This window comes from Kitasatospora sp. NPDC036993, assembly GCF_055607525.1.
In genome coordinates this window covers 26,456-40,594 of record NZ_JBVJRP010000035.1, presented here as the reverse complement: position 1 = coordinate 40,594, position 14,139 = coordinate 26,456, and the positions used below count along the sequence as shown (strand labels likewise).

The 14,139-nt window shown below is 74.3% G+C and carries 14 protein-coding genes and 1 pseudogene; 7 read left to right on the top strand and 8 right to left on the bottom strand.

Going from position 1 to position 14,139, the window contains the following annotated elements; translation table 11 throughout:
• From ACZ7C5_RS37550 to ACZ7C5_RS37525, 6 genes are all read right to left on the bottom strand, one after another.
• On the bottom strand, positions 1 to 157 hold a 157-nt coding region (locus tag ACZ7C5_RS37550; RefSeq protein ID WP_470324422.1), incomplete at its 3' end, for a biotin carboxylase N-terminal domain-containing protein.
• Positions 158 to 315: 158 nt separating this feature from the next.
• Positions 316 to 1,050 carry a hypothetical protein gene (locus ACZ7C5_RS37545; protein ID WP_401091395.1) on the bottom strand — a complete coding sequence of 245 codons (735 nt, stop codon included), beginning with the start codon at positions 1,048 to 1,050 and terminating at the stop codon, positions 316 to 318.
• Between the two features lie 58 nt (positions 1,051 to 1,108).
• Positions 1,109 to 1,711 carry a nucleoside triphosphate pyrophosphatase gene (locus ACZ7C5_RS37540; protein ID WP_470324418.1) on the bottom strand — a complete coding sequence of 201 codons (603 nt, stop codon included), beginning with the start codon at positions 1,709 to 1,711 and terminating at the stop codon, positions 1,109 to 1,111.
• Positions 1,712 to 1,745: 34 nt separating this feature from the next.
• Positions 1,746 to 1,886 carry a morphogenic membrane protein MmpB gene (gene mmpB, locus ACZ7C5_RS37535; protein WP_316523819.1) on the bottom strand — a complete coding sequence of 47 codons (141 nt, stop codon included), beginning with the start codon at positions 1,884 to 1,886 and terminating at the stop codon, positions 1,746 to 1,748.
• Between the two features lie 129 nt (positions 1,887 to 2,015).
• Positions 2,016 to 2,237, bottom strand: coding sequence for an acyl-CoA carboxylase subunit epsilon (locus tag ACZ7C5_RS37530; RefSeq protein ID WP_401091399.1), 222 nt, complete (start codon positions 2,235 to 2,237; stop codon positions 2,016 to 2,018).
• Positions 2,238 to 2,267: 30 nt separating this feature from the next.
• Entirely contained in the window at positions 2,268 to 3,857 is a 1,590-nt protein-coding gene (locus ACZ7C5_RS37525; RefSeq protein WP_401091401.1) for an acyl-CoA carboxylase subunit beta, read from the bottom strand.
• 247 nt (positions 3,858 to 4,104) lie between these two features.
• On the opposite strand from ACZ7C5_RS37525, the gene ACZ7C5_RS37520 reads away from it, so the two are divergent.
• The 3 genes and pseudogenes from ACZ7C5_RS37520 to ACZ7C5_RS37510 all read left to right on the top strand — a co-directional run.
• Positions 4,105 to 4,998 carry a biotin--[acetyl-CoA-carboxylase] ligase gene (locus ACZ7C5_RS37520; RefSeq protein ID WP_470324417.1) on the top strand — a complete coding sequence of 298 codons (894 nt, stop codon included), beginning with the start codon at positions 4,105 to 4,107 and terminating at the stop codon, positions 4,996 to 4,998.
• Between the two features lie 185 nt (positions 4,999 to 5,183).
• Positions 5,184 to 6,308 (top strand): adenylate/guanylate cyclase domain-containing protein, encoded by a 1,125-nt coding sequence (locus tag ACZ7C5_RS37515; RefSeq protein WP_317620270.1) that lies wholly within the window; start codon positions 5,184 to 5,186, stop codon positions 6,306 to 6,308.
• A gap of 398 nt (positions 6,309 to 6,706) precedes the next feature.
• Positions 6,707 to 7,864: pseudogene (locus ACZ7C5_RS37510) on the top strand (GGDEF domain-containing protein); the annotation flags it as partial.
• Positions 7,865 to 8,579: 715 nt separating this feature from the next.
• Here ACZ7C5_RS37510 and ACZ7C5_RS37505 read toward each other — a convergent pair.
• Positions 8,580 to 9,200, bottom strand: coding sequence for a TetR/AcrR family transcriptional regulator (locus ACZ7C5_RS37505; RefSeq protein ID WP_401091406.1), 621 nt, complete (start codon positions 9,198 to 9,200; stop codon positions 8,580 to 8,582).
• A gap of 98 nt (positions 9,201 to 9,298) precedes the next feature.
• Here ACZ7C5_RS37505 and ACZ7C5_RS37500 point away from each other — a divergent pair, with 98 nt between their 5' ends.
• Both ACZ7C5_RS37500 and hutH read left to right on the top strand, forming a co-directional pair.
• The gene (locus ACZ7C5_RS37500) at positions 9,299 to 10,489 is read left to right on the top strand and encodes a macrolide family glycosyltransferase (protein WP_401091408.1); all 1,191 of its coding nucleotides are present in this window, start codon (positions 9,299 to 9,301) and stop codon (positions 10,487 to 10,489) included.
• 112 nt (positions 10,490 to 10,601) lie between these two features.
• Positions 10,602 to 12,185, top strand: coding sequence for a histidine ammonia-lyase (gene hutH / locus ACZ7C5_RS37495; protein WP_470324416.1), 1,584 nt, complete (start codon positions 10,602 to 10,604; stop codon positions 12,183 to 12,185).
• A 28-nt stretch (positions 12,186 to 12,213) separates the two neighbouring features.
• Here hutH and ACZ7C5_RS37490 read toward each other — a convergent pair whose 3' ends face one another.
• A complete protein-coding gene (locus ACZ7C5_RS37490; RefSeq protein WP_401091412.1) occupies positions 12,214 to 12,639 on the bottom strand; it encodes a hypothetical protein in 426 nt (141 codons plus the stop codon).
• A 242-nt stretch (positions 12,640 to 12,881) separates the two neighbouring features.
• On the opposite strand from ACZ7C5_RS37490, the gene ACZ7C5_RS37485 reads away from it, so the two are divergent.
• Both ACZ7C5_RS37485 and ACZ7C5_RS37480 read left to right on the top strand, forming a co-directional pair.
• On the top strand, positions 12,882 to 13,751 hold the full coding sequence (locus ACZ7C5_RS37485) for a MurR/RpiR family transcriptional regulator (RefSeq protein ID WP_401091414.1): 870 nt from the start codon (positions 12,882 to 12,884) through the stop codon (positions 13,749 to 13,751).
• Positions 13,752 to 13,818: 67 nt separating this feature from the next.
• Positions 13,819 to 14,139, top strand: a complete 321-nt coding sequence (locus ACZ7C5_RS37480; RefSeq protein ID WP_401091416.1) for a hypothetical protein — start codon at positions 13,819 to 13,821, stop codon at positions 14,137 to 14,139.

The window sequence follows — 14,139 nt, the reverse complement described above, 5'->3', positions numbered from 1 at the left end:
CACCGCCCAGCGCGTAAGCCTCGTCGGCCGCGCGGACGTGCAGCGCATCCCGGTCCGGCTCGGCGTAGACGGCGACGCTGGCGATACCGGCGTCCGAGCAGGCCCGAGCGACGCGGACAGCGATTTCCCCGCGGTTGGCGATGAGCACCTTGCGCACTGTGGCTCCCTTCTTGAACCTCGTCGAGTTTATGGATTCGAGGGCAGTACCGGCGAGTAGCCCCGGGTTGTGAACTATCCCACACGCTCGGTGATGCCTGGTGCGGCCCGGTGGACGGGTTCGCCGAGTGGCCGGGGCCACACTCTCGTCCGGGCCGCTCAAGCGGCGCCGGAGCGGGCGCCGGGCCGTTGCAGCGCCTCGGCCGTCACGTCCGCCACCGGCTCGACCATGTCGGGCCCGTACGCCTCCGGGTTGACCACCCGCAGGACGAGCGCGAAGGTGCCGTCGCGCCCGTACGTCCGGGCGAGTTCGCGGTGGTGCGCGACCAGGTAGCGCACTCCCGCCTGGTTGGCGATGCCGGTCTGGCCGGAGACCAGGAACACCGGGCGGCCGCCGTCCGGGGTGGCGATCCGGGCCAGCAGGGTGTGCGCCTGGTCGCGGTCGGCGGTGAAGTCGCGCCCGCCCACCACGATCACGTTGCTGCCCGGCCCCGGGCCCGAGGTGACGAGCGCGCCCGGCAGGCCCCAGGCCAGGTGCGCGGCCGTCCGCTCGTTGCTGACCGGACCGCCCAGGCACAGCTCGGTCTTGGCGCCCAGGCCGCGGTGCGCGGCGTCGTGGGCGACCAGTTCGGGCCGCGCCCCGCACTCCTCGACCAGGCCGGCCAGCCACATCAGCGCGTAGGCGTCACGCCGGGTCACGGTGTGCGCGTGCGAGCCCGTCCCGATGCTGCGCGGCACCACGACCAGGCACTCGCTGCCGCCCGGCAGCCCGAAGAACTCCCGCACCCGCTCGACCCTGCGCCGCCGCCGCAGCACCTGGGCCAGCCAGCCGAGGCCGGCGCTGATGGCGCTGGCCACCAGGCCGAGCACCACGTTGAGCACGCTGTCGGTCATCTGCCCTCCCCGTCCGAACGCCCGTCAGCTTAGGGGTGCGGGGCAGGCGTGCGGCAGGTCAGTCGGTCCACAGATCCGTGATGCGCAGATCCAGGTCGGCGAGCAGCCGGCGCAGCAGCGGCAGGGACAGGCCGATCACGTTGCCCGGGTCGCCGTCGATGCCGTCGATGAACGGCGCCGAGCGGCCGTCCAGGGTGAACGCCCCGGCCACGTACAGCGGTTCACCGGAGGCCACGTAGGCGGCGATCTCCGCGTCGTCCGGGGTGCCGAAGCGGACGGTGGTGGAGGCGGTGGCCGAGGACTGCCGGCCGCTCGCGGTGTCGATCACGCAGTGGCCGGTGCGCAGCACGCCGGCGCGCCCGCGCATCGACTGCCAGCGGGCCAGTGCCTCGGTGGCGTCGGCGGGCTTGCCGAGGGCCTGCCCGTCCAGCTCCAGGACGGAGTCGCAGCCGATCACCAGCTCGCCGCCGGTGAGTCCGGCGGCGACGGCCTTCGCCTTGGCCTCGGCCAGGACGAGCGCGAGCTCGGCGGGCGTGGCGGCGGTGATCGCGTCCTCGTCGACGCCGCTGACCACCACGCGCGGGTCGAACCCCGCCTGGCGGAGCAGCCCGAGGCGGGCGGGGGAGGCGGAGGCGAGGACGAGGGGGCGCTGGTCGGTCATGCCCACCAGGGTAGGGGGTGCCGGTGTCCGCCGTTCAGGTGAACGATCGGGAGATCATCATCAGTACGGCGCCCACCAGCACCAGGGCGGCGAGGACCCTTCCGGCCCGTTGCATCCGCTCCTGCATCCGACGGGCCTCGGGCGAGGGCTCGTCGCGGGGATCTGACCAGAGCACCCGTCCAGAGTGCTCCCGCGGGGGTCCCGGCGCCTGAGTATCCGTACTCATGTTCCGGGCAAAGCGGGCGGAGCGGGCCGTGCGGGGGGGCGGGCCGACGGACCCGCCCCCCCACCCCGCACGGGGGCGTCAGCGCGCCCAGCCCGAGGTCCGCCAGGCGTTGACGCCCGGGCGGACGGCGGGGCGGAGCAGCCGGACGCGGTCGTTCCAGGGGGAGGCCGGGCCGGCACCGGCCGGGCGCGCCGTCTCGGCGGCGGCCTGCGCGGCGGCGGCCCGGGCCTGGACCACCGCCAGGACGGTGGCCAGCTCCTCGGGGGTCGGCTGCCCGTGCAGCACGTGGATCGGGGACATGGCTGGTTTCTCTCCCGACAGGGACGGGGCCTACAGGGGGATGTTGCCGTGCTTCTTCGGCGGCAGCACCTCGCGCTTGCCGCGCAGCGCCCGCAGGCCGCGGACGATGTGCCGGCGGGTCTCGCTCGGAGCGATCACCGCGTCCACGTAGCCGCGTTCGGCCGCCAGGTACGGGTTCAGCAGGGTGTCCTCGTAGGAGGCGATCAGCTCGGCCCGCTTCTCCTCGGCGGTGCCGGCCGCCTCGGCCTCGGCGATCTCGCGGCGGTGCAGGATGTTGACCGCGCCCTGCGCGCCCATCACGGCGATCTGCGCGGTCGGCCAGGCCAGGTTGAGGTCGGCGCCCAGGTGCTTGGAGCCCATGACGTCGTACGCGCCGCCGAAGGCCTTGCGGGTGATCACGGTGATCAGCGGGACGGTGGCCTCGGCGTAGGCGTAGATCAGCTTGGCGCCGCGCCGGATGATGCCGTCCCACTCCTGCTCGGTGCCGGGCAGGAAGCCGGGCACGTCGACGAAGGTCAGTACCGGGACGTTGAAGGAGTCGCAGGTGCGGATGAAGCGGGCGGCCTTCTCGCTGGCGGCGATGTCCAGGCAGCCGGCCAGGTCCATCGGCTGGCTGCCGACGATGCCGACGGACTGGCCCTCGACCCGGCCGAAGCCGGTGATGATGTTGCCCGCGTACAGCGGCTGGGTCTCCAGGAACTCGCCGTCGTCGACGATGTGCCCGACCACCTTGCGCATGTCGTACGGCTGGTTCGCCGAGTCCGGCACGATGGTGTCGAGTTCGAGGTCCTCCGGCGTGACCGTGAGATCGGCCTGGTCGGGGTAGGACGGCGGGTCGCTCAGGTTGTTGGAGGGCAGGTACGAGAGCAGGCTCTTGACGTACTCGATCGCCTCCTTCTCGTCCGCGGCCAGGTAGTGCGCGTTGCCCGACTTGGCGTTGTGGGTGCGCGCGCCGCCCAGCTCCTCCATCCCGACGTCCTCGCCGGTGACGGTCTTGATCACGTCCGGGCCCGTGATGAACATGTGCGAGGTCCGGTCGGCCATCACCACGAAGTCGGTGATCGCGGGGGAGTACACCGCGCCGCCGGCGCAGGGGCCCATGATCAGCGAGATCTGCGGGATGACGCCCGAGGCGTGCACGTTGCGGCGGAAGATCTCGCCGTACAGGCCGAGCGAGACCACGCCCTCCTGGATCCGGGCGCCGCCGGAGTCGTTGATGCCGATGACCGGGCAGCCGGTCTTCAGCGCGAAGTCCATCACCTTGACGATCTTCTCGCCGAAGACCTCGCCGAGTGAGCCGCCGAAGACGGTGAAGTCCTGGGCGAACACGGCGACCTGGCGGCCGTCCACGGTGCCGTAGCCGGTCACCACGCCGTCGCCGTAGGGCCGGTTCCGCTCCTGGCCGAAGTTGGTCGAGCGGTGCCGGGCGAACTCGTCGAACTCCACGAAGGAGTTCTCGTCCAGCAGTTCCACGACCCGCTCGCGGGCGGTCAGCTTGCCCTTGGCGTGCTGCTTCTCCACGGCCTTCGCGGAGCCGGAGTGCACCGCCTCGTCGAGCCTGCGCCGCAGGTCGGCGAGCTTGCCCGCGGTGGTGTGGGGGTCGTACGGCGCCTCGGTCATCCGGTGGCTCTCCCTGCTCCATGGCCGCGACCTGTTCGAGTGCGCGCGGGCCGGGTGGCGGGCCCGCGCCTGAGGGCAGGGCGGCGCTACGAACTACCGCTGGGTAGCGTAGCCAGCGCGGAGGGCGATGCGTCATGTCCTGGCGTTATGGTCATCGACACAGTTTTGCCGGCGGGCGTTCTGCGGGACGATGGGTCGGCCTGCGTCCTGCCGCCCCGGGCCGTCCTCCAGGCCCTAGGGTTTCCCCATGACCGCACCCGACACCCCTCGCCGCAGCGGACTGCGCGGTTTCGGCCACGCCGGACCTTCGCCCTGGACCGACCTGGACCGTCCGCCGCTGGACGAGGAGGCGCTGCGTCACGACCTGCTCGTCCCCGGCGGCCTGTGGACCTCCCTGGACGTCGTGGCCGAGACCGGCTCCACCAACAGCGACCTCGCCGCCCGCGCCAGGGCCGGCGCCGCCCAGGGCGCGGTGCTGGTGGCGGAGGCGCAGAGCGCCGCGCGCGGCCGGCTGGACCGGCGGTGGACCGCCCCGGCCCGCTCCGGGCTGTTCCTGTCCGTGCTGCTGCGCCCCGAGGAGGTGCCGGTCGAGCGGTACGGCTGGCTGCCGATCCTGGTCGGGGTGGCCGCGGCGAGCACGCTCGACCGGGTCGCCGGGGTCGAGGTCGGGCTGAAGTGGCCCAACGACCTCCAGACCGAGATCGACGGCGCGGAGCGCAAGCTCGGCGGCATCCTCACCGAGCTGGCCGGCGGTGCCGTGGTGGTCGGCATGGGCCTCAACGTCTCGCTGCGCGCGCGGGAGCTGCCCGTCCCCACCGCCGCCTCGCTCGCGCTGGCCGGCGCCTCGACCACCGACCGGGGCACCCTGCTGCGCGCCCTGCTGCGGGAGTTCGCCGGCCTGTACCGGGAGTGGACGGCCGCCGCCGGCGACCCGCACGCCAGCGATCTGCTGCGCGCCTACGCGGACCGCTGCACCACGCTCGGCCGCCAGGTGAAGGTGCACCTGCCGGGCGACCGGGAGCTGGTCGGCGAGGCGGTCGCGGTGGACGGCGACGGACGGCTGGTGGTCCGCACGCCCGACGGCGCACGCCGGGCGGTCGGCGCGGGGGACGTCGTCCACGTGCGCCCCGAGCCCCGCTGAAACGGCCGTCCGCGCCTCTCCTTGCCTCCCCTTGACCCGGGCTGATGCCCCGGATCCGGCGATTCCGTGCGAACATTCCACCTGGCAGCGGTGTGAGGCGCGCCACTGCCCGCCCGGGTGGCGGACGGCGTGCCCGGACAGGTAGGACACGAGACGAGTGCGGCGGATCGCACGGGGACGGACCGGTGGCAGAGGACGGCAGCAGCGGCGCGACGGCGAGCGACGACGACCCCACGGTCGCGCTCGAACTGGAACGCCTGATCCTGGACGCGCCACGCCGCTACACCCCGTACCAGGCCGCGCGTGCCGCCGACGTCCCGATGGAGCTGGCCACCCGGTTCTGGCGGGCCATGGGCTTCCCCGACATCGGCCAGTCCAGGGCGCTCACCGACGGTGACGTGATCGCGCTGCGGCGGCTGGCCGGGCTGGTCGAGTCCGGGCTGCTCAGCGAGTCGATGGCGATCCAGGTGGCCCGTTCCACCGGCCAGACCACGGCCCGGCTGGCCGGCTGGCAGATGGACACCTTCCTGGAGAACCTCACCCAGTCCGCCGAGCCGGGGCTGACCCGCGCCGACGTCGCGTACCCGCTGGTCGAGCTGCTGCTGCCGGAGCTGGAGCAGTTCCTGGTGTACGTCTGGCGCCGCCAGCTGGCGGCCGTCACCGGCCGGGTGGTGCAGGCCGCCGAGGACAACGAGATCACCAGCGGGCGGCTCGCCGTCGGCTTCGCCGACCTGGTCGGCTTCACCCGGCTGTCCCGGCGGCTGGAGGAGGAGGAGCTCGGCGAGCTGGTCGAGACCTTCGAGAACACCTGCTCGGACCTGATCGCCGGCCAGGGCGGCCGGGTGATCAAGACGCTCGGCGACGAGATCCTCTACGTCTCCGAGGACCCGGCGACCGCCGCCGAGATCGCGCTGAGCCTGATCGAGGCGCTGGCCGGGGACGACACCATCCCGCCGCTGCGGGTCGGCATGGCCTTCGGCACGGTCACCTCGCGGATGGGCGACGTCTTCGGCACCACCGTCAACCTGGCCAGCCGGCTCACCTCGATCGCGCCCAAGGACGCGGTGCTGATCGACGGCGAGTTCGCCGCCGCGCTGGAGCAGAACGGCAGCGTCGCCCCGGCCGACTCCGAGGGGCCGGGGCTGGCCGAGGCGCTGTCGGCCGCGGCCGGGATGCCCGCCTCCGGGCTGCCGATACCGGGCCCGGACGCCGGGGCCAGGTTCCACCTCCAGCCGATGTGGCGGCGGCCGGTGCGCGGGCTCGGGCTGGTCGAGCCGTGGCTGCTCACCCGGCGGCCGAAGGCCGAATAGCGCCCGGCGCGCGGGGCAGGCGCGTGTGGAGAGCCGCGCGCCGACGGGCTTTCCGGTGCGGCGTTTCCCCGGGTCGTCCTCCTTCGCGGGCGGTACGGCGTTTCCCGTGGCCGGCAGGGCCTTCCGGGTTCCGAACGGTTGAAACCCGTACGTTCTGGTGGCGGGTCCGCCCGGGCAAACGGGGCATAACCGAATGAAACCGCCATAGTCTTGGTGCAAGCGGCCGGTCGGGTGCGGCCGGTCGACGGAGGTCTGGCAGGACCGGGCACAGGGAGCGAGGCGAGCCGGTGAGCAGTGAGGCGATCATGACGGACCGCGGCTGCGTCTGCGGCAGCCCGCGGCAGCCCGACCCGCTGCCCGACCTGAGGCTCCAGTCCGTGGTCGAGCTGGCCCAGGACATGGCCGCCGCGCTCACCCCGCTGGAGGCCGTCCGGGCCGCCGCCACCCGGGCCACCGAGGCGCTCGGCGCCACCATGGCCGCCGTCTCGGTCTGGGACCGCGAGTCCGGCCGGCTGCGGGTCCTGGTCAACCACGGCGACCTCGCCCCCGGCGAGGAGGAACTGCCCGAGGACGAGTCGTACCCGGTCGCCGACTTCCCCGAGATCGTCACGTACCTGGAGGAGCGCTGGACCACCGGGCGGCTGCCGCGCGCCTGGCTGCAGAGCGCCGAGAACAGCGAGCCGCACGCCGGGCACGCGCACCCGACCGCCGGCGCGTACTGCCAGGAACGCGCCGCGGCCCTGCGCCGGCGCGGGCGGGCCTGCTGCGTGGTCGCGCCGGTCGTGCTGCACGGCCAGGCCTGGGGCGAGCTGTACCTGGCCAGGTCGGCCGGGATGCCCGAGTTCACCGAGGCCGACGCCGACTACGCGACGCTGCTCGCCGCCCAGGTCTCGGCCGGGCTGGCGCAGACCGAGCGCCTCGCCGACCTGCGCAGGCTCGCCTTCTCCGATCCGCTCACCGGCCTCGCCAACCGGCGCGCGGTCGACGCCCGGCTGGAGAGCGCGCTGGCGGCGCACAACCGCGACGGCACCGTGGTCTCGCTGGTGGTCTGCGACGTCAACGGGCTGAAGCGGGTCAACGACCAGCTCGGCCACGAGATGGGCGACCGGCTGCTGGAGCGGTTCGCCCACCAGCTCTCGCTGGCCGCCGCCAAGCTCCCCGGCAGCCTCGCCGCCCGGCTCGGCGGCGACGAGTTCTGCCTGCTGGTGGAGGGGCAGAAGGCCGACGAGGTGGTCTCCGTCGCCGAGGAGCTGTGCGCCAGGGCGCTCGCGCTGTCCGAGGGCGAGGGCGTGGCCTGCGGGGTCGCCTCCACCGGGGACTCGATCGGGCCGGTCACCACCCCCGACCGGCTGTTCCGGCTCGCCGACGCCGCCCAGTACCGGGCCAAGGCGGCCAGGGCCGCCCACCCAGTGGTCGCCGGACGCAGCCACGGCCCCGGCTTCTCGCCCGACCCCACCGTGCTGCTCGCCGACGCCGCCGACCCGCACCACCGGGCGGACGGGCGGCGCGGGCCGACCGGCCGGGCCGGCGCGGCCGACCGGCGGCGGTTCCGCGGCGCCGCCCACAGCGCCGACCCGGGGCAGCTGCTCACCGCGGTGCTCGCCTCCCTCGACCGGGCCGCCGCCGCCAGGGCCGTCCACCCGGCGGACACCCTCGGCAAGCTGGTCGTGGTCGCCGAGGCCTCCGCCCGGCTGCTGGACGCCGTCGGCTGGTGGGTCTCGTACGTCCCGCCCGGCTCCCAGCTGATGCGCACCGCCCAGCACGCCGTCTACCGGATGACCAGCGGCCCCACCAGCAGCCGGGCCGAGACCCAGCGCGCCCAGATCGAGGCCCCCGACGCGGTCTTCGACCTGCGCCACTACCCGACGACCCGCCGCGCCGTCCGCGGCGGCGCCTTCACCCTGCGGGCGGGCGCGGCCGGCAACGACCCGGCGGAGGAGGCGATGCTCGTCGTCTCCGGCTACCGGGGCATGGTCGCCGCCGGCGGCCAGAACCCGGCCGGCGGCTGGCTGGTGGAACTCTTCGCCGACGACGCCACCCTGCCGCTGGGCCAGGCCGCCTGCGCCATGCGCGCCCTGGTCTCGGTCGCCCTGGCGGGGCCGGCCTCGCCGCCGGTGGTCTGAGGCGGCCGTTCCGTCCGGCGGCCCGTCCGGCGGCCCGGCCGCCCGCGCCGTGCGCGGATCCGGTGACCGGGGTGTCCCGGGTGGGTCGCGTGGTCCGCCGTGCTCCCGCTGCTCGGCGTGCTGGTCGCGGTACCGGCCGTGCTCTGCTTCAGGCGCCGGAACCGCCGTCGGCCGCAGGCGGGTTGAGGGCCCGCAGGACGGCGTCGACCAGGCGGTCGGCGTGCGCGTGGGTGAGCGGGCCGAGCCGGTACTGCCAGCGGTAGTAGAGCGGGCCGTAGACGAGTTCGAGGGCCAGGTCGAGGTCGGCGTCGGGGGCGATCTGCCCGGCCTCGCGGGCGCTGCGCAGCCGGTCGCGGGTGACCTCCAGCAGCGGGTCCAGCAGCCGGGCGCGGTAGTCGGCGTGCAGCGCGGGGTCGGTGATGATCTCGGCGATCATCATGCGGTAGGTGCGGTCGGTGGCCGGGTCGGCGAGTTCGTCGCTGGTGGGGCGCAGCACCGTCCGCAGGTCGGCGGCGAGGTCGCCGGTGTCGGGGAGCGCGAGGCTGCCCTCGTACTCGCTGCCGGCGAGGAAGGCGTCGAAGACGACGGCGCCCTTCGAGGGCCACCACCGGTAGATGGTCTGCTTGCCGACGCCGGCCCGGGCGGCGATCGCCTCGATGGTCAGCTTGCCGTAGCCGACGTCGGCGACGAGTTCGGCGGCGGCGGCGAGGACGGCGGTGCGGGCGCGCTCGCTGCGGCGGGCGGGGTCGGGAGCGGTTCTGGAGGCCATGGGAAAAAGTCTAGGCGAAATGGCGAGACGAGACGTATTGTCTCCCAAGACATCGCGAGACGGTCCGTCTCGTCTCACTCGCTATTCCGGAGGTGCCCGTGAACCGCCCCGCACACATCCTGATGGTCTCCATCCCGGCCCACGGCCACGTCAACCCCAGCCTCGCCGTGATCGCCGAGCTGGTCGCCCGGGGCCACCGGGTCAGCTACGTCAACGACCCCTCCTTCCGGGAGCCGGTCGAGTCCACCGGCGCCTCCTTCGTCCCGTACCCGACGAAGCTGCCGCTCGCCGACGATCCGGACGGCTGGATGGAGGACCCGGTGGCGATCCAGGAGGTCTTCCTGGACGACGCGCTCTCCATGTGGCCCGTCCTGCTGGAGGCCTTCGCCGACGACCGGCCCGACCTGGTGCTCCATGACATCGCGGGCTTCGCGGGCCGGGCGCTCGGCGAGCGGCTGGGGGTGCCGGTGGTGCAGCTGTCGCCCACCTACGTCGGCTGGGAGGGCTTCGAGCAGGACATGCCGGAGGTCTTCGAGGCGATCCGCAAGGCGCCCGGCGGGGCCGGGCACTACCGCCGGTTCGCCGACTGGCTGGCCGAGGCCGGCGCGGTGCAGCGCGACGTGGACGCCTTCAAGGGCCGCCCCGAGCGGGCGATCGCGCTCATCCCGCGCGCGCTCCAGCCCAACGCCGACCGGGTCGACGAGCGGCGGATCAGCTTCGTCGGGCCCTGCTTCGGCGACCGGGCCCACCAGGGGGAGTGGGAGCGCCCCGCCGGGGCCGAGCGGGTGCTGCTGGTCTCGCTGGGGTCGGCCTTCACCCACCAGCCCGCCTTCTACCGGGCCTGCGTCCGGGCCTTCGGCGAGCTGCCGGGCTGGCACACCGTGCTGCAGATCGGCAAGCACACCGACCCGGCCGAACTCGGTGAACTGCCGGAGAGCGTCGAGGTGCACCGGTGGGTGCCGCAGCTGTCGGTGCTCGCCCAGGCGGACGCCTTCGTCACCCACGCGGGCATGGGCGGCTCCAGTGAGGGGCTGTTCCACGCCGTGCCGATGATCGGGGTGCCGCAGGCCGCCGACCAGTTCGCCAACGCGGACGCCCTGGTGGGCCTCGGTGTCGCCCGCCGCCTGGACACCGAGCAGGCCACCGCGGAGGCGCTGCGTGCCGCGCTGCTGGAGCTGGTCGGCGATCCGGCGGTGGCCGGGCGGCTGCGGGAGCTGTCCGCGGCCGGCCGGGCCGAGGGCGGCACCGTCAGGGCGGCCGACCTGATCGAGGCCGAGCTCGTGAAGTGAGCGAGGGGGCGGGGCCCGGGGGCCGCGGTGTGCGCTGCCGGCCCGGAGGGCGGAGAATCCGGAGGGCGGACACCTGTTGTCATATCTTCATTCACCTGATGTGATGGTGTATATGGATATGCACAGTGCTGTGGCCCCCGACGCTCCGCTGGTCCTGGTCGGCAAGGCCGACGTCAGCGCCGACGACGTCCTGGCCGTCGCCCGGGGCAACGCCCGGGTCGAGATCGGCCCCGACGCCCAGGCCGAGATGGCGGCCTCCCGGGCGCGGATCGACGCCCTCGCGGCCGAGCCCCGCCCCGTCTACGGCGTGTCGACCGGCTTCGGCGCGCTCGCCGTCCGCCACATCAGCCCCGAGCTGCGCGCCCAGCTGCAGCGGTCGCTGGTGCGCTCGCACGCCGCCGGCATGGGGCCCGCGGTCGAGCGCGAGGTGGTCCGCGCGCTGATGTTCCTGCGGATGAAGACGCTGGCCTCCGGCCGCACCGGCGTCCGGCCGCTGGTCGCGCAGACCATGGCCGCCCTGCTCAACGCGGGCATCACCCCGGTGGTGCGGGAGTTCGGCTCGCTCGGCTGCTCCGGCGACCTCGCGCCGCTGTCGCACTGCGCGCTGGTCCTGATGGGCGAGGGCACCGCCACCGGCCCGGACGGCGAGGAGAGGCCCGTCGCCGAGCTGCTCGCCGAGGCCGGGATCGAGCCGGTCGAGCTGCTGGAGAAGGAGGGCCTCGCCCTCATCAACGGCACCGACGGCATGCTCGGCATGCTGGTGATGGCCATCGCCGACCTCCAGCGGCTGTTCACCACCGCCGACATCACCGCCGCGATGAGCCTGGAGGCCCTGCTCGGCACCGACAAGGTGCTCGCCCCCGAGCTCCACGCCCCGATCCGCCCGCACCCGGGCCAGGCGCTGAGCGCCGCCAACATGCTGGCCGTCCTCAAGGACTCCGGCCTCACCGGCCACCACCAGGACGACGCGCCGCGGGTCCAGGACGCGTACTCGATCCGCTGCGCCCCGCAGGTGGCCGGCGCCGGCCGGGACACCCTGGCGCACGCCCGGCTGGTCGCCTCGCGCGAGCTGGCCGCCTCGGTGGACAACCCGGTGGTGCTGCCGGACGGCCGGGTGGAGTCCAACGGAAACTTCCACGGCGCCCCGGTCGCGTACGTGCTGGACTTCCTCGCCATCGCCGCCGCCGACCTCGGCTCCATCTCCGAGCGCCGCACCGACCGGCTGCTCGACAAGGCCCGCTCGCACGGCCTGCCGGCCTTCCTGGCCGACGACCCGGGCGTGGACTCCGGCCTGATGATCGCCCAGTACACCCAGGCGGCACTGGTCAGCGAGAACAAGCGGCTCGCCGTCCCGGCCTCGGTCGACTCGATCCCGTCCTCCGCGATGCAGGAGGACCACGTGTCGATGGGCTGGTCGGCCGCGCGCAAGCTGCGCCAGGCGGTGGCCAACCTCGGCCGCATCCTGGCCGTCGAACTCACCGCCAGTGCCCGCGCGCTGGAGATCCGTCAGCAGGCCGACGGGGCGGGCGGGCCCGCCCCGGCCACCGCGGCCGCGATGGCCGTCGCCCGGGAGGCGGGGGTCGGCGGCGCCGGCCGTGACCGCTTCCTGTCGCCGGACCTGGAGGCGGCCGCCGCGCTGGTCGCCTCCGGCGACCTGGTGCGGGCGGTCGAGCGGGTCACCGGACCGCTGGCCTGAGATGGCGCCGCCGCGGGGTGACGGGGGTTCAGTCCCAGTCGCTCCGCGGCGAGCGCTCGGCGCGGGTCCGCCGGTTGCGCAGCTCGCCCAGGGCGGCGGCGAGGTTGACCCCGACGATGCCCGCCCAGCAGACCACCAGACCGGCGAAGCCGCCGTTCTCGGGGCTGCCCGCGATCGCCGTCAGCGGGATGCCGAGGGCCAGCGAGGTCACCGCGAGTCCGGTGTTGGAGCGCTTGCCGAAGCCGGGGCGGCGGGAGTGGCCCCGCTGCCGGGACGGCGACTCGTAGTCGTCCATCCGCTCGGCCACCGAACGTTCGACCCGGGCGTTCAGCCGGGCGTCCAGCCGCTTCATGAAGGAGTCGACGAGTTCGTCCTCGTACTCCTTGCCGAGCTCCTTGCGGGCCTGGAGGGTGGCGTCGAGGTCGCGCCGCAGTTCGTCCTGACGAGTGTCCATGGACCCAGAGTGGGGCCCGACGGGGTGTCCGGTCCATCCGTTCGCGGAGGAATCCGGGCCGGCTCAGGGACAAATCAGGGTTTCCCCGACCGGGAGCGGCCTCCCGAACCGCCCGAACAGTCCGAACCGTCCGATCCTCGGGACGTCCTACGGGGCGTCCCGCCGTACGAGACGTCTTTGCCAGCCGCGGCGCGCTGCTGCACAGTCGTCGTCCGAACCGCTCGCACCCGGAGGTACCGCTGATGACCGCCACTGATGAGACCGGCAGCGTCGGCCCCTCCGCCCGGCTGCTCCAGCTGTTCGAGGGCCACCGGCTGACGCCGACCCAGCGCCGGATCGCCCACTCGCTGGTGCGGCACGCCACCGAGGCGCCGTTCCTGTCCAGCGTGGAGGTCGCCGAACTCGCGGGCGTCAGCCAGCCGTCCGTCACCCGCTTCGCCGTCGCGCTCGGATACGACGGCTACCCGGCGCTGCGCAAGCAGCTGCGTGAACTCGGCGGGGGCGAGCAGGCCGCGCCGGAGACCCCGGACGACGCGGTGCGCAACGAGCACCAGCAGGCCGTGCTCGCCGAGATCGCGCACCTGCGCCACCTCGCCGAACTCCTCGCCGACCCGGAGCCGATCACCCGGGCCGCCCGGCTGCTCGCCGCCTCCAGCCCGCTGCCGGTGCTCGGCCTGCGGGCCGCCTCGGCGCAGGCGCGCGGCTTCGCCTACTTCGCCGCCAAGGTGCACCCGGACATCCGGCTGCTGGACGAGGGCGGCAGCATGCTCGCCGACCGGCTGGAGCAGGCCAGGGCGGCCGGGGCCAGCGCGCTGCTCTGCTTCGCGCTGCCGCGCTACCCGCGGGAGCTGATGGACGCGCTGACGGTGGCCAGGGAGTGCGGGCTGACGGTGCTCACCGTGGCCGACAGCGCCTTCGCGCCGGTCGCCAAGCTGTCCGACCTGATGCTGCCGGCCGCCGTCGGCACCGGGCTGGTCTTCGACACCGCGTGCGCGCCGATGATGCTCGGCCGGGTGCTGCTCCAGTCCATGTGCGACGAACTCCCGGGTGCGGAAGCCAGGTTGGAGGCGATCGAGCACTCGGCGGCGGCGCGCGGGCTCTTCCTGGAATAGAGCCGGCCCGGGGCGGGGGAGTACTCGCCACAGACCCGGGCATCCCCTACGGCAGGGGGTGCCGCCCATGCGCGTGATCCACGAGATGAAGTTCGTCGCCCGGCTGTCCTCGGGTGCCGACGAATGGTCCTGCCCCGCCTGCGGACGCCGCGTCACCCTGCGGCGGCTGCCCGAACCCGAACTGACCGTCCTCGACCCGGGGGACGAGTCCGCCGTCCACGTCGGCGTCATCGAGCCCGACGCCCGGGCCGCCGCGGCCGCCGAGAAGTACGGCCTCGGCCCCGTCCAGAACATCCCCCGCCCGCCGTCCCCGCCCGCCCCCGACGCCGAGGACCGCCGCTGGCTCGCCGAGATCGGCATCGACTGGGACGGCGGCGAGGCGGCCTGA